At 58.4% G+C, this 21,094-nt stretch carries 16 protein-coding genes; 11 read left to right on the top strand and 5 right to left on the bottom strand.

All coding sequences use genetic code 11. The annotated features are described in order from the left end of the window. Positions 1-29: 29 nt before the first annotated feature. Complete coding sequence (locus tag PSCI_RS13575) at positions 30-1,127, bottom strand: carboxynorspermidine decarboxylase (protein WP_045487601.1); 1,098 nt, start codon at positions 1,125-1,127, stop codon at positions 30-32. 296 nt (positions 1,128-1,423) lie between these two features. Between PSCI_RS13575 and PSCI_RS13570 the strand changes: the two genes are divergently transcribed. From PSCI_RS13570 to PSCI_RS13560, 3 genes are all read left to right on the top strand, one after another. Next, on the top strand, positions 1,424-1,951 hold the full coding sequence (locus PSCI_RS13570) for an RNA polymerase sigma factor (RefSeq protein WP_045487599.1): 528 nt from the start codon (positions 1,424-1,426) through the stop codon (positions 1,949-1,951). Positions 1,952-1,961: 10 nt separating this feature from the next. Further along, positions 1,962-2,798 carry a FecR family protein gene (locus PSCI_RS13565; RefSeq protein ID WP_173426687.1) on the top strand — a complete coding sequence of 279 codons (837 nt, stop codon included), beginning with the start codon at positions 1,962-1,964 and terminating at the stop codon, positions 2,796-2,798. 92 nt (positions 2,799-2,890) lie between these two features. Continuing rightward, positions 2,891-5,266, top strand: coding sequence for a TonB-dependent siderophore receptor (locus PSCI_RS13560; protein ID WP_045487598.1), 2,376 nt, complete (start codon positions 2,891-2,893; stop codon positions 5,264-5,266). 206 nt (positions 5,267-5,472) lie between these two features. Here the strand turns inward: PSCI_RS13560 and pvdQ are convergent, their stop codons facing one another. Next, the gene (pvdQ, locus tag PSCI_RS13555; RefSeq protein WP_084709962.1) at positions 5,473-7,746 is read right to left on the bottom strand and encodes a bifunctional acylase PvdQ; all 2,274 of its coding nucleotides are present in this window, start codon (positions 7,744-7,746) and stop codon (positions 5,473-5,475) included. Positions 7,747-7,830: 84 nt separating this feature from the next. Then, positions 7,831-8,328 (bottom strand): sigma-70 family RNA polymerase sigma factor, encoded by a 498-nt coding sequence (locus PSCI_RS13550; protein ID WP_045487596.1) that lies wholly within the window; start codon positions 8,326-8,328, stop codon positions 7,831-7,833. A 146-nt stretch (positions 8,329-8,474) separates the two neighbouring features. On the opposite strand from PSCI_RS13550, the gene PSCI_RS13545 reads away from it, so the two are divergent. Beyond that, the gene (locus PSCI_RS13545; RefSeq protein WP_045487595.1) at positions 8,475-9,476 is read left to right on the top strand and encodes a FecR family protein; all 1,002 of its coding nucleotides are present in this window, start codon (positions 8,475-8,477) and stop codon (positions 9,474-9,476) included. 270 nt (positions 9,477-9,746) lie between these two features. On the opposite strand, the gene pvdP is transcribed toward PSCI_RS13545, so the two are convergent. Continuing rightward, on the bottom strand, positions 9,747-11,363 hold the full coding sequence (gene pvdP / locus PSCI_RS13535; protein ID WP_158497586.1) for a pyoverdine maturation tyrosinase PvdP: 1,617 nt from the start codon (positions 11,361-11,363) through the stop codon (positions 9,747-9,749). Between the two features lie 172 nt (positions 11,364-11,535). Between pvdP and azu the strand changes: the two genes are divergently transcribed. Beyond that, entirely contained in the window at positions 11,536-11,985 is a 450-nt protein-coding gene (azu, locus tag PSCI_RS13530; protein ID WP_045487592.1) for an azurin, read from the top strand. A gap of 37 nt (positions 11,986-12,022) precedes the next feature. Here azu and PSCI_RS13525 read toward each other — a convergent pair whose 3' ends face one another. Continuing rightward, complete coding sequence (locus tag PSCI_RS13525; RefSeq protein WP_045487589.1) at positions 12,023-13,150, bottom strand: cupin-like domain-containing protein; 1,128 nt, start codon at positions 13,148-13,150, stop codon at positions 12,023-12,025. Positions 13,151-13,352: 202 nt separating this feature from the next. On the opposite strand from PSCI_RS13525, the gene PSCI_RS13520 reads away from it, so the two are divergent. From PSCI_RS13520 to PSCI_RS13495, 6 genes are all read left to right on the top strand, one after another. Beyond that, positions 13,353-14,714 (top strand): dipeptidase, encoded by a 1,362-nt coding sequence (locus PSCI_RS13520; RefSeq protein ID WP_173426686.1) that lies wholly within the window; start codon positions 13,353-13,355, stop codon positions 14,712-14,714. A 92-nt stretch (positions 14,715-14,806) separates the two neighbouring features. Continuing rightward, positions 14,807-15,952, top strand: a complete 1,146-nt coding sequence (locus PSCI_RS13515) for a DUF1624 domain-containing protein (RefSeq protein ID WP_045487586.1) — start codon at positions 14,807-14,809, stop codon at positions 15,950-15,952. A 93-nt stretch (positions 15,953-16,045) separates the two neighbouring features. Beyond that, the gene (gene pvdO / locus PSCI_RS13510) at positions 16,046-16,867 is read left to right on the top strand and encodes a dihydropyoverdine dehydrogenase (protein ID WP_231906586.1); all 822 of its coding nucleotides are present in this window, start codon (positions 16,046-16,048) and stop codon (positions 16,865-16,867) included. A 137-nt stretch (positions 16,868-17,004) separates the two neighbouring features. Continuing rightward, on the top strand, positions 17,005-18,072 hold the full coding sequence (locus PSCI_RS13505) for a GNAT family N-acetyltransferase (RefSeq protein WP_045487583.1): 1,068 nt from the start codon (positions 17,005-17,007) through the stop codon (positions 18,070-18,072). Then, positions 18,069-19,394, top strand: a complete 1,326-nt coding sequence (locus PSCI_RS13500; RefSeq protein ID WP_045487580.1) for a lysine N(6)-hydroxylase/L-ornithine N(5)-oxygenase family protein — start codon at positions 18,069-18,071, stop codon at positions 19,392-19,394. The genes PSCI_RS13505 and PSCI_RS13500 overlap by 4 nt, the downstream gene beginning before the upstream one ends. 17 nt (positions 19,395-19,411) lie before the next feature. Continuing rightward, positions 19,412-21,061: a cyclic peptide export ABC transporter gene (locus tag PSCI_RS13495; protein WP_045487577.1), complete on the top strand. Its 1,650-nt coding sequence runs from the start codon at positions 19,412-19,414 to the stop codon at positions 21,059-21,061. Positions 21,062-21,094: the final 33 nt, after the last annotated feature.

The following is a 21,094-nucleotide window of genomic DNA, read 5'->3' as shown; positions in this document are numbered from 1 at the left end:
TTCTTCATGTCTCCTACGACAGAGCCTGCTCAGGACAGGCTGGACAGATAATCTTCAAAACCGAATTCGCGAACCACTTCGACGCTGCCGTCGAGTTGTTTCACGACAATGGCCGGCATTTTCAGACCGTTGAACCAGTTCTTCTTGACCATGGTGTAACCCGCTGCGTCAACAAACGACAGCCGATCGCCGATGGCCAGCGGACGATCAAATTGGTACTCGCCGAAGATGTCACCGGCCAGGCACGACTTGCCGCACACCATATAGGTGTGTTCGCCGTCGTTGGGGGCCATCTTGGCGTTGAGGCGGTAGATCAGCAGATCGAGCATGTGCGCTTCGATGGAGCTGTCGACCACGGCGAGATTCTTGCCGTTGTACAGGGTGTCGAGCACGGTAACTTCCAGCGAAGCACTCTGGGTGATGCTCGCCTCGCCCGGCTCCAGGTACACCTGCACACCGTATTTCTCGGAGAAGCCCTTCAGGCGCGCGCAGAATTCGTCCAGCGCATAGCCTTCGCCGGTGAAGTGGATACCACCACCCAGGCTTACCCACTCAACCTTGTGCAGCAGCTCACCGAAGCGATTCTCGATTTTTGTCAGCATTTCATCGAACAGGCCGAAGTCACCGTTCTCACAGTTGTTATGGAACATAAAGCCTGAGACTTTATCCATCACTGCGGCAATCTTCTCCGGGTCCCACTCGCCCAGGCGGCTGAACGGGCGCGCCGGGTCGGCCAGCAGGTAGTCGGAGCTGCTCACCTGCGGGTTGACACGCAGGCCACGGATCTTGCCTTCGGTGGCGTCAGCGAAACGCTCCAGTTGGCTGATGGTGTTGAAGATGATCTTGTCGCAGTTGGCGACCATCTCTTCAATTTCGTCATCGGCCCAGGCCACGCTGTAGGCATGGGTCTCACCTTCAAACTTCTGCCGACCGAGCTTGAGCTCGAACAGCGAGCTGGACGTGGTGCCGTCCATGTACTGCTGCATCAGGTCGAACACCGACCAGGTGGCGAAGCACTTGAGCGCCAGCAGCGCCTTGGCGCCAGACTGCTTGCGCACGTAAGCAATCTTCTCCAGGTTGACCAGCAGCTTCTGTTTGTCGATGAGGTAGTACGGCGTGTTGATCATTTCGCTTCCGTAATAAAAGGTCGGCCAACAGGAGTCCGCGAGCCTCCTGAAAAAAGCGGACGCGAATTGTGCCGATAACCGACGTATATCGAAAGTCCATTGAGCAAATTTCGTCCATTACTCAGCATTTGCTGATGGCGGGAGCATGGCCATACAAGATGACAATAATGTGACAATTTATTGATAAGGCCTTTGCACGCCCGCGCTCACTGCCTGATAACAATTAACCTGCACCTCGACGATCAAATCGTACGCTGCCTATAATGCGATAAATTCTCATATGCATCTGGCACACCATGTCCGACTTGCCGCCCAACCCACAATTGATCGCTACCCTGGCCTTGCACTACGACGACTTGGTCGACAGCCTGCGGCGGCGTTTTCGAGGCCGCGACTTTGCCCGGGACCTGGTGCATGACGTGTGTCTGCAAGTGCTGGAGAAACCACCGACACACAGCATCAGCCAACCGCTGGCGTTTTTGCGCAGGATGACCTTCAACCGGGCCATCGACCGCCTGCGCGCCGAACGCACTCGCCAGGCGCATTTGAACCAGCCCTTGCCAGCAGAAGCAGCGTTCGACAATTGGGATGGTGCCCAGGCACTGGATTTTGAACAGCAGCTCACTGCACTGCTGGCAATCATTGAGGCGTTGCCGGCGCGCCAGCGCCAGGTGTTCCTGCTGCACCGCATCCACGGCATGCCGCAAAAGGAAATCGCCGAAGAGCTGGGCCTGTCATTGAACATGATCACCCAGCACTTCGGCCGCGCCATGCGTGCCATCGCCCAACAATGGGAACCGGCACGCCGGGCGTGCCAGCTGTGAAGAATCAGCAATGAAAAAACCTGACGACCGACCGCCTCGCGAAGACGCCCTGCAGCCCTATACCGACGCCCTGCGCGAACGGGTGCCGTCGCGCGAAGCGCTGCTGGCCGAAGGCAAGGCCCAGACCAAACGCCGCAAACAGCGCAATGCGGCAGCCGGCGGCCTGCTCAGCCTGGCCATTGCCGCCGCTATCTGGACCTTCGATCCAAGCTGGCGCAGCGAAGACATCCAGGTCGCCCTCGGCCAGCGCCAGCAACTGAGCCTGGCAGACGGCAGCCAGGTGGTGCTCAACTCCGGCACCCGGCTACGCATCGAACACCGCCTGCGCAGCCGCCAACTGGAACTGCTGCAAGGCGAAGCCATGTTCACCGTGGTGCACGGCGAAAAACCGTTCATCGTCCGTAGCCAAGGCGTGCAAGTTCGCGACATCGGTACCGTGTTCGACGTACGCAGCGACCGCCGCGGCGTGCAAGTGGCAGTGATCGAAGGCGAAGTGGAGGTCAACAACCTGCACAACACCCCGCGCCGGGTACTGGCCGGTGAACAACTGCGCGCCACCGCCGAACTCATCGACCGCCCGCAACCGGCCAATACCCAAGCCCTGACCGCCTGGCAACACGGCAAACTGCGCTTCAATGGCACGCCGCTCAGCGAAGTGGTCGCCGACCTGCAGCACTACCGCCAAGCGCCGATCAGAGTCGCCGACGCCCGCACCGGCGAACTGCGCCTGTCCGGCGAATTCGACAGCGCGTCGGTGGAAGCGCTGATCAACCTGCTGCCCAACATCTTGCCGGTGACCGTGCAGCGCGGCAGTGATGGCAGCCTGACGCTATACCGCAGCCGTTGAGATTTATTTTCAAGCGCACATCAACATCGATAACCGCTGATACGCCATAGACCCAGAAGAACGCAAAAACGACTGCTCAATTTGGGGAAATCATGGGTAACAACGGATCATCACCACGCCTCTCACAACGCCTGAGTCTGCTGGCCGCCGCCCTGCTGATGGCCGGCACAGCCATGGCACAGGACACGGCCTATCAGCTCGACATCGCACCGCAGGCACTGGACCAGGCACTTAATGCCCTGGCCGGGCAGACAGGTAGCCGGATTCTGTTTGCCACCGATATTGCTGAAGGACGGCAGGCCCAGGGGCTGAAGGCCAGCTTGACGGTGGAGCAAGCGTTGCAGCGGCTGGTGAGCGGTAGCGGGTTGCAGGTGCAGAAGACCGGGGATGGGAGTTATCTGGTTTCGCGGCCGGAGGGAGGTGGGGCGCTGGAGATTTCCTCGGTCGATATTTCGGGTAAGGCGCCTGGCTCGATCACTGAAGGAACTGGCTCCTACACAACTTATGCAACGAGCAGCGCGACACGATTAAACCTTTCTCCAAAGGATACGCCACAGTCGATTACGGTATTAACCAGCCAGCGTCTGGAAGACCAGCGGCTAGAAAATCTTGAAGATGTCCTGGAAGCAACGCCAGGGATCAGCGTACTGCATGTCACCGGCTATGGAACAGACAGCGCTACTATCTCGTCAAGAGGAAGTACGGTTAATAGTTTTCAGATTGACGGCGTACAGACCTCGAGCACTCTGCAAACCTACCTCCAAAACACGGCGATTTATGACCGGGTTGAAGTCGTTCGCGGCGCCACCGGGTTGATGAATAGTCTTGGCTCGCCTGCCGCCACAGTGAATATGGTTCGCAAGCGCCCGACTTATGAGCCTCAGGTCAGTTTGACAGCAGAGGCAGGCAACTGGAGCCGCTATGGAAGCAGTGCAGATATCTCCGGCCCGCTGACAGAGACGGGCAACATCAGAGGCCGTGCGGTGTTAGATTATAAACGCCAAGGCTCGTGGGTTGATAATTACAAACAAGACAGTTACACCTTCTACGGTATTGGAGAAGCTGACCTCAACGACAGCACCTTGCTCACATTTGGCGCAAGTCACATCACCCGTGATACCGACGCGCCCATGAACCGAATACCGCTATTCTACGGCACCGGCCAACGCTTCGATTTCGACCCATCAGATACCGTCAGTCCCTCATGGTCATACTACGATCACGAGCTGAGCAATGTGTTTGCCTCGGTTGAGCATCATTTTAACTCTAACTGGAGCGGCAAAGCCGAACTCAACTATACCGAGCATCGCTCCGACTCATTGTATGGCGCCTTTGGCACCGTTGCGCGACCAGGCGCAGGCAGCAATATCAGCAGCTTGCTACGTTACCAACCGACCAGCCGACAAAGTACCTTTGACTCGTATCTCACAGGCAAGTTTTCATTATTCGGTCGTGAGCATGAGCTGATCAGCGGTATCACACTGTCCGACCTGCAGTCCAAGGCCCCCACCTATAACGCCACTTACTCGACCGGCAGTTACTACGTCGCCGACTACTTCGACCTGGAAAACACACTACCAAAACCGGACAACATCACTAAAACAGGAAAGACGGTCACCAATGAAACGCAGCAAAGCGCTTACCTGAGCGCACGCTTCAGCCTCAGCGATGCGACCAGCCTACTGTTGGGCGGACGCGTGACCGACTGGAAACGGGACGTGGACTCCACAACCTTCAGCTCAGGCGTCAAGAGTGAGCGTTTGAACAAGAAAACCGGACTGTTCGTGCCTTATGCCGGCCTCGTTCATGCACTCGACGACAACTGGTCGGTCTATGCAAGCTATACCAAGATCTTCAACCCTCAATTGGCCCGCTACCTGGATATCAACAACTCCCCGCTCGATCCTGAAGAAGGGATCAGCTACGAGGTGGGTATCAAGTCCAGCTTCAACGAAGGGCGGATCAACGCCAGTCTTTCGCTGTACAAAACAGAGCTGGATAACCGCGCCTACTGGTATACGCTGGGCAACCGCACCATTTATGACACCGAAAGCGGCACGGAGACAAAAGGGGTTGAACTGGAATTCAACGGTGAGCTGACAGAAGGCTGGCAGGTCGGCGCAGGCTATAGCTACAACGATATCCGCGATGCCAACGACGCGCGGCTCATGACCTATGTGCCACAACACATCGCCAAGACCTTCACTACCTATAAGCTGTCAGGAGCCCTGAACAAGCTGACAATAGGCGGTGGCATGGACTGGAGCTCTAAAGTTGAAAACCTGGGGTTCACGCAGGGAAGTTACGCTTTGGCCAATCTCATGGCCCGCTATCAGGTAAACAGCAACCTGTCAGTCTCGGTCAATGTTAACAACATCTTCGACAGGGAATACCTTACCAGCTACAGCACGTGGGGAACTTATGGTCCACCGCGAAATTTTATGACATCGATCAAGTACAGTTACTGATCAAAGGTGCCTGTAAAAGAACTGCACTATTGACGTACACATCTCAACCACAACGATGTACCCTGAGTGTGTTCACGCGTGATCTTGTCGACAAGCGATCGGTATTCAAGAGCATGCTGCCTTTACGCTGGTTGTGAGACCAAACATTACAATGCAAAAAAGCCACTTTTAAAAGTGGCTTTTTTATTAACAAAACCGCAGGTACTTCACTCCCTTAACCGCACCACCTCCAACCCCCGATCCGCCTTGATCTGTTCATCCCTGAACGGCAACACCTGCCAATCCTGCCTTGAAAACAACTCGGTCTGATCCGCAAAATGCGTCGATGCCGGATCACTGGATTGCGAGAACGCCAACAACCCCTGAGCCACCGGCCCCTTCTCATCAAAGCTGACTAACTGGATATAGCTGCTGCCGCTGACCACTTTCAGTGTTCCATCCTTCTGCGGCACGCTCTGGATCGCGTTGTACACCCCCAGATGCCCATCGCCGCCCGGAATCGGGATGCGCTTGCCGTTATGCGCAACGGCCTGCAGTTGACCCCAGGTGACGTCGGCAGGCAGTTTCAGTGCATCGACTTGAGCAATCGCCTTGTGCAGCATGTCGGCAACCGCTTTGGCCACTTCCGGTTGGTGCCAGTCGATGCCGCGCGGCGTGGTCTGCGGGTTGTTGCTATCGAAGGGCACGCTCCAGCCTTTGTTGGCTTTCTGGAATTCCCGGGCGAAGGCCTGGAAGTACAGCCAGCCGATGGATGCCTGGCTGCTGGCGGTGCGGTCCCAGGATTTCATGGCGGTGCAGGCGCGCTCGAAGGAGGTCTGGTCCTTGAGTGCCGCGCACCATTGCAGCAAATCATCGAGCAACAGATTGGCGGCATGTACGCGCTCGCCACTGACCAGATCCTTGAGGAAGGCTTCGCTGATGGGGTTGTTTTCCAGCCCGGCCAGTTGCGTCAGGGCAAAGCGCGCACGCAGGCCCAGTGGCGCACCTTCACGGCTGACCAATGGCGAGAAGCCGGTCAACGGTTCTGCCGGGTTACTCATCCAGGCGCTGTCGTTGGCGTTCTGCACGAAGTCCTTGCGCAGCAACACCGGCAACTGTGAGCCCGGCACGATACCGGCCTGCACCGCGCCCTCGGCGGTCTGCCAGTCGCAGGCGCTGCGGCTGCCGTCCAGCCCCGGCAGGCCACGGGCCTGAAGCGCCGGGTCGATGCAGCCCTGCAACTGTTGCAGGCTGACATTCGGCACCACCGAGACATTCATGTAAGCCGCCTGGCCCTGCTGGTCGGCAGCCAGGGTGTTGACCCACGGAATGCCCTGAATGCGCTGCACCACGTCACGCAATTCGCTGACGCTGCCGGCCCGGTTCATCGCGTACCACTGCTCCAGCGCCCGGGTGTTGGCCAGGTTGGCATCCTGGAAAGCATAAGCATGCTGGCTGTCCCAGTCCGCCACGCCCGGCCACTTGATCAGCGGGCCGAAGCGCGATTCATGGATCAGCTGTTTCTGGGTCGTCAGCCTGCCGTCGGCCTCGCGCACCTGAATCTGCACTTCACGGGCCAGCAGCGGATAGCTCTTGCCGTCGATCAGGTAGCGCTGCGGGTCTTTCGGGTCCAGGCGCAGCTTGCGCAGGGTGAAGTGGCCGGAGGTGTCGACGGTGTGGGTCCAGGCCAGCTTCTGGTTGAAGCCGATATTGACCACCGGCAAGCCGGGCAGCGAAGCGCCCATCACGTCCAGCTTGCCGGGGATGGTCAGGTGCATCTGATAGAAACGCAGCGCGCCAGACCACGGGAAGTGCGGATTACCGAGCAGTCGACCACGGCCGTTCTCGGTACGCTCGCCACCCACGGCAATGGCGTTACTGCCACGCTCGTAGACCGAGCCCTGAATACGTGCGGTATCAATACTGGCGGTTTTCTCCGCCAACGCGGCAGGCGGCAAGGCCGCCAGCAGCGGTTCGGCAAAGCGGCCGATACCGCCTTCGACCATCAACCGGTGAATCAGCCGCACCATGTCGGTTTCCTGCAGCGGCCGGACCCACTCGGCGCCCTGGCAGGCCTGCGGTGCGCCTTTGTCCTTGAGATAGCGGTTAAAGCCGGCGGTATAACCCGTCAGCAGCTGCTTGACCGGCTCGGGCTGAGCACGCCAGAACGCATCGACCGCCTTGTCGTTATTGAGCCAGGTAAAGAACAGGTCGGAGCTGACATTATCCAGCCGCGCCGAAGACTCGCCCTCACGGCCCATGAACCGCGCACGTTCACCGCGTGCGGTCAGCACTTCTTCGCTGAGCAGGCACAGGTTGTCACGGGCATAGGCATAACCCACGCCATAACCCAGCCCGCGTTCATCATTGGCTCGAATATGCGGGATACTGTAAGAGGTCCAGCGGATTTCAGTCTCGCCCTTATCAAGGGCTTCGCGGGTACATCCCGCCTGCCACAAAACGGCGGCAGCCAGCGCACTTATCAGAAAACTTCGACGCACCTGAATCCCCTTGCAATCAATCAGCTACACCGAACGGGCGCACGGCGTGTGGATGCTGGGAAGACGGATGAACTGCAAATAAATTTAACGCTTGGCGCGTGCTGAGTGCTGTTCCATTTCAAACACCCGCACCCGGCAGTGCTTCATGGCATTAACAATGTGTTTTTCGACACTGGCTTTGGATATACCCATCGCGGCGGCAATCTGCTCGTGGCACAACCCTTCAAGCTTGCGCAGCAAAAATGCTTCTCTGCATTTATCAGACAATTCATCGAGCGCCACCATGACCATTTCGGCACGCTGCAGCTCATACAATGAAGCCTGCGGGCTTTGCCGGCGCGGACACTCTTCGGCGATCAGGTCGCTCAAGGGCTCGCTGTGGCGTACCACGTTGCGACGGAAGGCATCGACGCACAGGTTTATTGCAGTGCGGTAAAGAAATGCCTTAGGGTATTCAAGTCCATTGAGGCGTGGGCTTTCCAATACTTTCAAGTAGGCGTCATGCGCTACATCGGCCGCCATATTGCGATCGCGCAAGCGTGCAGTCAGATATCCAACCAGACCTTGATAGTACTGTTCCATGTTCACTCCGCCAAAATATCCGCCATCGGATTATTGACACCTGTTCGCCGTGTTAAACAACGCCTAACTGTATATAATTCTCATCTGCATACAAAGAACTTCATGCAGCCTGTTACAAGAAAACTTCAGCCCAACCGGTAGCCGTCATGTCCAGTCAGCCCCCCTCTTCTGTGCCAGACGAACGCATCAGCGATGAGGCGGCGCACTGGTGCATGCGGTTTAACGAGCCAGATTTCTCGGTCCAGGAGCGCGCACAGTTTGAGCAGTGGCTGAGCAGCAGCCCGGCGCATCAGCACGAGTTCGAGGCGATGCAGGAGATCTGGGACATCAGCGAGTTTCTGCCTGCTGCCACAGAGGTAGCGCCGCCGCAGGCACAGGTCATTCCCCTGCCGGTAAAGACCAAGCCTCAAGGCTCTACCACGCGTCATTGGGCGACCGCGGCCGCATTGGCCTTTGCGCTGCCGATGGCCGCTCTGCTCGGCTGGAACCAGGGCTGGGTTCCGAACAGCTACCATCGTTACGCCAGCGACAACGCGATCCAGGACATCACCCTGGCCGATGGCTCGCAGGTGCAAATGAACACCGGCACGAAGCTGTCGTACAGCAATTACAAAGACCAGCGCAGCGTGACCCTGAGCCGGGGCGAAGCCTTCTTCAAGGTTCGCCATGACTCGGCGCATCCTTTCGTGGTCAATGCCGGCAGCGGCCAGGTGCAAGTCACCGGCACTCAGTTCAACGTCTGGACTTATCAGGATTCAGTGGTGGTGACCCTGAGCGAAGGCTCGGTCAGGGTGCTGAGCGACAAGAGCACGCCCGATCGAATCGCCTACCTGTCACCCGGCATGCAGGCCCGCTACAACCCGCAAAGCGTCGATCCGCAAGTGTCCGCCGCGTCGCTGGACAACGCGCTGGCCTGGCGCAATGGCAAACTGGTGCTGGACAACTTGTCGCTGGCCGACGCACTGCCGCAGATCAACCGCTACCTGGAGACCCCGGTGCGCATCGCCGACCCGGCCACCGCCCAGTTGCGCATTGGCGGCATCTACAACATCGGGGACATCAACGGCCTGGTACAGGCCCTGCCAAGGGTGTTGCCGGTGACGTTGAGCCGCAATGCCGAGGGCGAGACGGTGATCAAGCGCAGGTAGGCCTTTGATTCAGGCGGCTGCTTTCGCGGCTGAAGCCAATACTGTTCTGTCAGGGGCCACTGCTGCAATGATCTGGAATACGGTGGGAACGAGCTCGCTCGTGAAGACGGTGGGACATGCACAGCAGATGCAGTGCTCTTACTGGCCCCTTCATCGGAGGGCCGCCCAGACCAAGGTCGTTCCCACCGAGTTTCAAGTCAGAATCGCGGTGGGGGACTTGCGGCGCCTGAACGAACAGTATTGCAACTGAAGCAGATCGCCAGCCGGGCGCTACGCTTTGGGACCCGGTGGCAGGTACTGCCCATACCATGGACGCCGTGGAATGCGCCCGGACAGACGCTCCATCTCCTTCTCGCTGGCGCGAATCACATGCAACGCCAGCTTCATGGTCTCGATATCCAGCTCGCTTTCACTCCCGCCGCCACCATTGCTACGCCCCCAGGCGCCACAACCGGCCTCGGCCGGCCCCAGCCACGGCGCATCGATCTCCACCCAGCGCCCCTTGGCAAACCATGGCACCCCGCCAATATCGGCACGCCGCACTTCGCCCGGATGGAACTGCTCATGGGCGTAAAACCAGTCTTCAATCCGGTCGTCGATCCAGCCATGAAACGCCCAGAACACCGGGTTGACGTGCGAGGAAAAAGCATCGGCCAGATAGTCGTTCTCGGCGCGAAACCAGCGCTCGGAAAAGTCGTCCGCCGGCCGGTCATAGATCATCGGATAGCCGCTGTTCGGATCACGCCCCACCGCCGCCCAGCACATGTGCAACCAGTCATGCAGCCCCAGCTCGATGCGGCTGCCCAGCTCACCCAGGCATAAGGTGCTGAGGTATTGCGGATCCTGAAACTGCGCTTCCCAGACCTGGAAGTTGCCGTAATAACCCTCACTACTCTTTACGTCACGCAGCCACTGATTGAACGCATCATCACCCTGCGACTCCCAGGCCGGCGGCACCGAGTAGCCATCGTGGTTTTCCAGGTACTTCACAAACGGCTCGATACCATGACCGATGAAAGGCCGTGGCGGCGGAAAGCGTTGCCAGGATTTCAGATCCTGCATGCTGCGGGCATGGCGCAACATGCCACGGTGCATGTACAGGAAATCTTCGCCCGAGCCATTGTTGTGCCGCTGCTTGCCGCGCGCATCACGCTCCTGGCCCAGCGGCCCCGGCTGCCAGCCCAGCGCCCGCAGCGACTGATGACGATCACTGTCCAGCCGATGCCAGCGGTCACGGGTGGCGTGCCAGAGCTGGTGATAGAGACGATGCCCCGGCGAGATCAACCAGGCATGCAGTTCGGCGGTATAAGGCAGACGCTCGCGGGCCTGGATAAACGGCCGCCGGGTCGCGACGAAACGAGCCTGAACGGCAGAAAGCCCGGCCTGGGCACCACGCAACTGCAACTGGCCGCTGAGCGTCGCCTCGCCACCGCCGGTGCTCCAGACGCCCCAGACCTCATCAAAGATCGCCGTACACTCATAAGCACGGCCTTGCGGACCAACCAGCTTCCAGCGCAGGTTTGGCTCTTTATCGACCTTCAGCTCGCCGAACAGCTCGAAGCCTCCCGAGGTAAACGGCCGACGCCCCAGATGGCCGCGCAGCGCCTTGCCGGACGGCCCGACGTCCAGCAGCAACTCCAGGCCTTCACCGGCCAGTTCGGCAAAATCCTGCTGCCCTTCGAGCAAGCGGAAATCCCAGATACCGACCAGGCGCCCGGCCAGCAGACTCTGCCCCAGTGTCGGCGGGACGATAGTGGGTTCTTCGACCAGCGCCGCCTCTTCGGCGGCCTGATAGCGCTGATAGCCCATGATCGGTAAGCCAATCCCGCCTGCCGTCGCCGCCACTGCCGCTGCGCCCGCCAGTAATCCTCGCCGAGAAAACTTCATCTAACCCCATCCGCTTGTCCGCCTTGCGCTCAAAGCGCCTGCCCCAAGAACGAATGGATCGCGGCGGAATTTATCCGTCAGGTGCCCGTAAGTTGCACGCAGACTAAAAAGCACAAGGAGCTACTCGTTCATTCGGCTGGACCTATTCAATTCAGTCCCACCGGAGTTCCCCATGCATCGCGCTTTACTGCTGACCCTTACCCTCGCCTTGCCCGGCTTTGCCTGGGCCGCCGATGACTGCTCGACCGAGATCCATGGCACCGACCAGATGACGTTCGACAAAAACGAAATCGTGGTGCCTGCCAGTTGCAAGAGCTTCAAGGTCGTGCTGAAACACCCTGGCAACCTGCCCAAGCAAGTGATGGGGCATAACTGGGTACTGAGCGAAACCAGCAACATGCAAGCCATCGTCAACGACGGCGCAGCCGCAGGTGTCGAGCATGACTACCTGAAACCCGATGACGCCCGGATTATTGCCCACACAAAAATGCTCAGCGGCGGCGAAGAAGACAGCGTGACCATCGACACCAGCAAACTGAAGGCTGATGGCGACTACCAGTTCTTCTGCTCATTCCCGGCCCACTCGGTGCTGATGAAAGGCCGCTTCAAGATCGGCGTGTGAAACGGGGGCCGCCAGCGATGGCGGCCTCTTCAAGGCATTACCAGCCCCGGCCCGAATTGACCCAGAAGTTGACCGACAGCGAGGTCGACACCGACTCAACCTGATGGAACCAGCCCTCCGGCAGAAACAACAAGTCACCGGCCTCCAGCACGATGCGGTGGAAGATCACCTCCCGCGCAGCCGGATATTTGTCATAGTCCGGTTTATCAGGGTTTACATCACAGCCCTCCAGGCCGCCGCCCTCGGAAGTCGACCAGGTGCCCAGCGCCTCCCGATAATGCGGCGCCGCCAAAATGAATGACTTCTGCCCCCAGACCTGAGCAAACATATTGTCCGAGTCATCCCGGTGCAGCGGCGTCAAGGTGCCCTTGGGGCCGATCCAGATACGCGGTTTGATATAAAGCGAGCGGTCGAAATACTCCGGAAAGCGAATCAGCTCCAGCAACTGCGGCGGCACCACGTTATTGCCCATGTAGGGCGGCTTTTCTCCCGGTGCCAGCGGCCGCTCCAGCGAGGCGATGAATTCGGCAATGGACGTGGAACGGAAATCGCGGTCCGTCGAGAAGGTTTTCTCCGCGTAATCACCGTGCCGGGTAATGCCCTTCAACTCGGCGAAATGCACGATGGATTCTTCGCGGCTCATCTTGAAGAACGGCCAGTCGCGCAGGGCATCAGTGAGAATCACCGGCGTGCCGAACGGCAGGTAGTCACGGCGAAAGTCTGCCACCGACAGACCAGCGAAAGGCCGCCGCTCGATCTCCCGCAGCACCGGCTGTTCGGCCGAAAGTCGGTCACTGACGCGCTCACGCGCCGGGTAACGCTGATTCATTTTGACAGCAGGTTTCTCGACCGGTGTACCACGCCGCGCAGCATTGATCATCTGCGGCAACAGAGTGGCCAAACCCATCTGCCCGTCGATCTTCAAGCGGCCGCTGGCGAACAGTTCTTCGACATCCTGCGTGCCTTGCAAAATACCGGCAAACTCCTGCGCCCCCACCGCGATGGTTACATCAGCAGCCGCATGCCGCCCCGGCTGGACATCAAGCCCGTCCTTTACCGCCGCCCACACCGCATTGCCCTGGCCAAAATCGAACTGGAACACCCCCTGCACGCCCACCGCCTGCGCACCAGAAAACAGCCGGGTCAATACCGCGAGCACATCCATACATCATCTCTCCTGAGAGGTAGATAAAGTGCCCGCCCACATCACCGTTTTACAGAGCGGCACACGACATGCCCTTTAAACGAGTAGCTTGCCGGTGAAATTATCCGAAACACCCGAGCATTAAATTCCCCATTGCCTGACTCGTTATTCCTCGCAACCACCGGCAGCCAGCCGGTACACGTGGACAGAGCCCGGGAGTTTAATGAGCATGAGTCGCGCAGCCAGGAAATGGCTAATCTTGAGCATCGTGACATTGGCCGCACTGGCAGCAGTCGCCGCCCTGGCCTGGTGGTTTTTTATAGGCCGCCTGCAACCCTACCCCTCGGACGTCATGCGCCGAGCCACAGAAATGCAAGAGCGGATTCTGTCGTTCGACAGTCATATCGATATTCAGCCTGACTTCGGCAGCGCCGGTAACGAAGCCAACAAAGATGGCAATACCCAGTTCGATCTGGTCAAAGCCAGTCGCGGCCGCCTCAGTGGCGCGGCTCTGACGATCTGGGCATGGCCGGAGTTCTGGACAGGCCCCAACGCACCGCATCGCCCAACACCAGGCTTCATCGAAGCCGCACGCCATGAACAGGAAACCCGCTACCGGATCATCACCGGTATTGCCAAGGACTTCCCGAACCAGGCCGGCATCGCCTACACACCCGCCGACTTCAAGCGTCTGGCCCATGAAGGCAAGTTCGCGATCGTGATCAGCATGCTCAATGCCTATCCGCTGGGTGATGATGTATCCCGCCTGGATGACTGGGCCGCACGGGGCATGCGCATCTTCGGCTTCAGTTACGTCGGCAATAACGCCTGGGCAGATTCATCGCGGCCAATGCCGTTCTTTGGTGACTCACCGGATGAACACGGCGGGCTTTCGGAACTGGGCCGTCAGGCCGTGCGCCGCCTCAACGATCTGGGCGTAGTGATCGACGTGTCACAAATGTCCAGCCTGGCCCTGGAGCAGGTTACGCAACTGACCCGCGCCCCGGTGATCGCTTCGCACTCCAGCGTCAAGGGGTTGGTAGACCTGCAGCGCAACCTCAGTGACAAGGAACTGCGCCTGATCCGTGATACCGGCGGCGTAGTGCAGATTCCAGGCTTCTCCTCTTACCTGAAGCCTTTCACGGAAGACACCCTGAACAAAGTCAACGAAATGCGCGCAGGCTTCGGCCTGCCCAAAGTGCAGAACCTGTCCCAGGCCAGCATGCCCGCCGACCCGGTGTTCTCGATCTGGCCGGAGAAAAAGTTTGGTGAGTACGCCGGTGCGCTCTACGCCATCCTCGACGAAGATCCTCGTGCTTCGCTCAAGGAGTTCGGCGATGCCATCGACTATGCAGTGAAAAAGATCGGCATCGATCATGTCGGTATCAGTTCCGACTTCAACGATGGTGGTGGGCTCATTGGCTGGGAAAATGTCGGCGACAACCGCAATGTCACCGCTGAACTGATCACCCGCGGCTACTCCGAAGAAGACATCGCCAAACTGTGGGGCGGCAATTTCCTGCGAGTTTGGGAGCAGGTACAACAATCAGGCAAACCTGCAACGCCAGTCGCAGCCCAGCGCTGAACGACAGCCCGGCAAGCGCCTCGACGGAGAAAAGAGCATTGAGCACCTCATATGACAGCCTCGCCGCCAGCACTTCATCCGTGAACAGTCTCATGGCCAAAGCCACTGCACGTGCCCGGCTGGCAAGTATCGATGCACTGCGCGGCATTATCCTCCTGGCCATGCTGGTCGATCATGTTCGCGAGACGTTTTTCCTGCATCACGAAGTCGATGACCCGGTCGCCTATACCACGCCTGTAGGGCTGTACCTGACCCGGATGATTACCGAACCTTGCGCTACATTGTTCGTGTTTCTGACCGGCCTTTCCGCCTGGCTCTATGCCCAAAGCCATGACCTTAACAGCACACGCGGGTTTCTGTTCAAACGCGGCCTGTTTCTGATCATGCTCGAAGTGACGCTGGTGGATTTCGCCTGGAGCGGAGAGTTTCCAGCCCGCTCGCTGGACTTGCAGGTGATCTGGTGCATTGGCGTCAGCATGATCATACTGGCCGGCCTCTTAAGCCTTTCTCGTATCGGCATGCTGATACTGGGCACGGTGATAGTCGGCGGGCACAACCTGCTTGATGGCGTAACCGTCGAGCATCAATCGATCTGGTATCTGCCTTGGGCGATGCTGCATGAGCGCGCCTCTTTCGAGTTCGAGCTCTTTCCGGACATATTCACCAGTTACCCCCTGCTGCCCTGGTTCGGAGTGATCCTTCTTGGCTACGCCGCAGGCCCCTTGTATGCGTCCGGCACAGACTCACAAAAGCGTATCTCGATCCTGCTCAAAATCAGCGCCGGACTGTTTATCGGCTTCGTCATCCTGCGTTACCTGAATGTCTATGGCGATAGACCCTGGGTGCATACCGGCGACTGGCTGCAAACCCTGCTGAGTTTCAAAAGCGCAACCAAATACCCTCCCTCACTGATGTTCCTGCTGCCGTCACTGGCCTTTGGCATGTTGGCCTTGGCAATGCTGGAGAAACATCAAAACAGCAGAACCATTCAACTGCTCGCCACTTACGGCGGTGCGCCGATGTTCTTCTACCTGCTGCACCTGTACTCGCTCAAGGTGTTGTACCTCGTTGTGCTGCACACCCTTGGCCCGAACATGGATGGCTACTACGGATTTGACACGCTATCCGGCATCTGGCTTTGCGCGATTGTGCTCAGCATCGCCTTGTACTTTCCGACCAGTTGGTTTGCGCGTCTCAAGCAGCGCAGACGGGATCTGACCTGGCTGCGGTATTTCTGATTGTCATTTGCATGGCTCTATGTGGATGAAGACTCATCCCTGATAACGAGGTAAACGATGAAACCGCTCGTACTTTTGGGCTCAATTGCCTGCATGGCTTTTTCTCTGGGCAGTGTCGCTGCGGAGCCGAAAAAGCCCGGCACCGTGTTCAAGGATTGCAAAGACTGCCCGGAAATGGTCGTGCTACCAGCCGGCAGCTATGTCATGGGCACGCCAGAAGATGAGCTGGGACGCCAACCTGATGAAGGCCCACAACACACCGTGACCTTTGCCAAACCCTTTGCGATTAGCCGCTTTCAGGTCACTGCAGGTGAGCTGGATGCCTATATCAAGGCAAGTGGCGTAGTGATCAAAAGCGGAGACAAGCGCCCCGGTCGCTGGTGCGAGGCGAGCAAACCGACTTACAAACAGGGGCCGAAGCAACCGGCCGTGTGCATTGATTACCATGAGGTTCAGGCTTATGCCGACTGGCTGGCCAAACAGACCGGCAAGCCTTACCGGATGATCAGCGAGGCCGAGCGCGAATATGCCGCGCGTGCAGGTTCAACGGGACCTTTTCCTTTCCCGTTCGATAAAGAGGGCGAGTATCAGATCAGCAAGCACGCCAACACCTATGGTCCTGCGGATGGGTATGCCTATAGTTCGCCTGTAGGTAGTTATCCGGCCAACGCGTTTGGGGTGTACGACATGCATGGCAACGTTTATGAGTGGGTAGCTGACTGCCTGCATGAGAACTACAACGGCGCACCTACAGACGGAAGTGCCTGGATCGACAACGATAAATGCGAGATCGCTCAGATGCGCGGCAATGACTGGGGCGAGCCTCCGATCTTTTCGCGCTCCGGCAACCGCAATGCCATCTATAAAAGTGCACGAGGTGATTTCCTGGGTTTCAGGGTCGCCAGAGAACTCTGAAATTTCGAAGTACCAGACGTGCCTGCAGATCCGCAGGCACTGCTCACCCGCTACTCACTTCCCCGCTGAACTGCCGCTAAATCCCGCCCCCACTTCTTCGTTTCACAGCTATAGCCTTTGAAGCGCGGAACGCCCGAATGAATACTCATGCCGACCTAGCGGTCCTCAGCCATCTTTATCCCGACCGGCAACTGCGGGTTCATTGCCGCGAAGACACACTCGTGGTGCTGCTCGACAACATCGCGCATCTGGAGATCGCACTGCACCTGGCTTGTTCCGATCAATTGGAGGGCAAGCTGCGCTATCTGGAGCACGGTCTTGAACAGCAGACATTGCTGGCGGCGCTGGAAGCAGTTTTCACAACTCACCCGTCGCTAAAAAGCATCACGCTGACAGGCACGACCTCCACCGCGACCGACTCTCTGATTGCCGATGGCGTATTGAGAATCACCGGACCCGAGCGCATCACGTGTTACGCCGAAGCGTTCTGGCAGCACCCACAGGTATGGCTCAACAAAGCCTCATTCGGCGCGGCACCACAACAATTGATCATCAGCGATGGCAAACGCCACCCGCTACGCCCCACGCCCTCAACAGAGGTGCTGTATAGCCGCTATATCCCTTGGGTGGGTCAGACGCTGACCTTTCAGCAAGCAGACCCGGACCGCGACCTGCACGCTTTCAACCGCTGGATGAACAGCCCGCGTGTCGCGCACTTCTGGGAAGAAGAAGGCAGCCTGGAACAGCACCACGCCTATCTGCAAAAACAACTGAACGACCCGCACACCCTGCCCTTGATCGGCCGCTTCGACGGTCAGCCGTTTGGCTACTTCGAGGTCTACTGGGCCAAGGAAGACCGTATTGCACCGTTCTATGACGCCGCTGATTACGATCGCGGCCTGCACCTGCTGGTCGGTGAAGAAGCCTTTCGCGGCAAGGCGTTCTACACCGCCTGGTTTTCCTCGATCTGCCATTACCTGTTCCTCGACGACCCGCGCACCCAGCGTCTGGTCTGCGAGCCACGCCACGACAACCTGCGACAAATCGCCAACTTCGACCGCAGCGGCTTTGCCAAGGTCAAGCATTTCGATTTTCCCCACAAGCGCGCACTGCTGGTGATGTTGACTCGTGAGCGCTTCTTTTCCGAGCGGCTGTACCAACCCCTGGACAGCGTCAAACCATCGAAGGAAGGAATTACGGTATGAGCACCGCCACCATTCATGACGTCATCGGCGTCGGCTTCGGCCCCTCCAACCTGGCCCTGGCCATTGCCCTGGAAGAACTCGCGCAACACAACGGCAAGGCGCTCAATGCCCTGTTCCTCGACAAGCAGGCCAACTACCGCTGGCACGGCGATACGTTGTCCTCGCAAAGCGAGCTGCAAATCTCGTTCCTCAAAGACCTGGTGTCACTGCGTAACCCCACCAGCCCTTACAGCTTCGTCAACTACCTCAAGAAGCAGGATCGGCTGATCGACTTCGTCAACCTGGGCACCTTCTACCCTTGCCGTCTGGAGTTTAACGACTACCTGGGCTGGGTCGCCGAGCAGTTTGCCGAGCAGGCCGTCTATGGTGAAGAAGTCACACGCATCGAGCCCGAACTCGATAATGGTGCAATTCATCATCTCAAGCTGATCTCGCGTAATGCCAACGGCCAGGAGCAGGTCCGTCGCACTCGCTCGGTGGTGATCAGCACCGGTGGTTCGCCAAAAATCCCGACCGCGTTCGAGCCCTTCAAGAACGACCCACGCGTATTCCACCACTCCACCTACCTGAGCAGCGTAAAAAACCTGCCGTGCAGCGAAGGCAAACCGATGCGTATCGCGATCATCGGTTCGGGGCAAAGCGCTGCCGAAGCCTTCATCGACTTGAACGACAGCTTCCCGTCAGTGAAGGTGGAAATGATCCTGCGCGGCACCGCTCTCAAGCCTGCTGACGACACCCCGTTCGTCAACGAAATTTTCGCGCCGCAATACACCGATCTGGTGTTCCAGCAGCCGCCGCAAGATCGTCAGAAGCTGATCAACGAGTACCACAACACCAACTACTCGGTGGTCGACCAGGAACTGATCGAGCGCATTTACGGCATCCTCTATCGCCAGAAAGTCGCCCATCAGTACCGCCACGCCGTGCTGTGCCGCCAGCAGGTTGAAGCGGTGCACTCCAGCGAACAAGGCATCGAACTGACCCTGCGCGACTTGGCCACCCACCAGCAGCGCACCCATCGCTACGACGCTGTCATTCTGGCCACCGGCTATGAGCGCCGAACCCACCGCTCACTGCTGGCGCCACTGGAAGATCACCTGAAAGGCTTCGAAGTGGACCGCGACTACCGCGCGCTGGCCTCTCCTGCGCTGCACGCCCCAGTGTTTTTGCAGGGCTTCTGCGAAGCTTCACACGGCCTGAGTGACACGCTGCTTTCCGTACTGCCGATGCGCAGCGAAGAGATCGGCAAAGCGCTGTACAAGGCTCTGAAAATCCAGACCTCCACCCACGAGTCTCAGGCCGCCACGCTGATCAGCGCCTGACCCAGCAGGAATTGTTTATGTCCCAGCCAACCCGCGGCGCCATTCGCGAACTCATGACGCTGCTCAAACCTTTCTGGCCTGTCGTGGCACTGTCTATTGCGTTGGGTATGTTAGGCGGCCTGAGCATCACCGCCCTGCTGGCAACCATCAATAGTGTGCTGCATTCCGATAGCGGGATGAGTCAGGGTATTGTGCTGGGCTTTGCTGGCCTTTGCCTGCTGGCGCTATTTAGCTCGATCCTGTCCGATATTGGTAGCAACTACGTGGGCCAGAATGTTATCGCCCGCCTGCGCAAGACGCTGGGTGAAAAAGTGATGTCTGCGCCCATAGAACAGATTGAACGCTACCGCACCCACCGGTTGATCCCGGTACTGACCCATGATGTGGGTATCATCAGCGACTTTGCCTTCGCTTTTGCCCCACTGGCGATCTCGCTGACGGTAACCTTGGGCTGTCTGGGTTACCTGGCCATGCTTTCCTGGCCGATGTTCCTGCTCATGGTGGCGGCAATTACGATCGGGACCACGGTGCAGTACATTGCTCGCAGCTGCGGCATCAAAAACTTTGAGGCCGCCCGGCAGACCGAAGACGATCTGCAGAAGTACTACAGTGCCGTGGCACAGGGCGCCAAAGAGCTGCGCATCCACCGTCCGCGCCGGCAGCGTATGTTCGATCAACGGATTCAGGGCACCACTAACCGCATTCGCGACCTGCAACTTCGCGCTATCAATATTTTCGTGGTTGCCAAGACCTTTGGTTCGATGCTGTTCTTCGTGGTCATCGGACTGGCGCTGGCCTTCCAGGCCTGGTGGCCCAATACTGACAACAGCGTAATGAGCGGTTTCGTGCTGGTCCTGCTTTACATGAAAGGCCCGCTGGAACATCTGATCGGGACGTTGCCTATCGTCAGCCGGGCACAGGTCGCATTCCGCCGCATCGCAGAATTGTCCGCACGTTTCTCGTCACCAGAACCCCATCTGCTGTTGCAAGAAAACGAAAGCAAGCCGCGTGCTCTCCAGAGCCTGGAAATGCGTGATGTCCACTATAGCTTCCCGGCAGTGGATGGCAGTGAGCCGTTTCGGCTGGGCCCGGTGAACCTGTACATAGAGCAAGGCGAGATCGTCTTCATCGTCGGTGAAAACGGGGGCGGCAAAACTACCCTGATCAAACTGCTGTTAGGGCTCTACCCGCCACACAAAGGCGACATTCTCTTGGACGGCCAGCCGGTGGTTGCCCAAACCCGGGATGATTACCGACAGTTGTTCACTACAGTATTCGCTGACTACTACCTGTTCGACGAACTGGTTCAGGGCGGTGGCGACGTACCCAAGGAAGCAGATCGCTACCTGCAACGCCTGGAGATAGGCCACAGAGTCACGATTCGCGATGGAGCGTTCAGCACCACCGACCTGTCCACCGGGCAACGCAAACGCCTGGCACTGCTAAGTGCCTGGCTCGAAGGCCGCCCCGTGCTGGTTTTCGACGAATGGGCTGCAGACCAAGACCCGACTTTCCGGCGTATTTTCTACACCGAGCTACTGCCCGACCTCAAAAGGCTGGGTAAAACCATCATCGTCATCAGTCATGATGACCGCTACTTCGACATCGCCGACCAACTGCTGAGAATGGACGCTGGTCGGGTCAGAAGCGAAGCTGCTCCCGCCTGAAAAAGCCATCTAAAACGCTTCCGGTTTTGCAAA

It is taken from the genome of Pseudomonas sp. StFLB209 (genome assembly GCF_000829415.1).
Lineage (GTDB): Bacteria > Pseudomonadota > Gammaproteobacteria > Pseudomonadales > Pseudomonadaceae > Aquipseudomonas.
The sequence above is the reverse complement of the archived record's forward strand: the minus strand, read 5'-3'. Positions and strand labels throughout refer to the sequence as shown.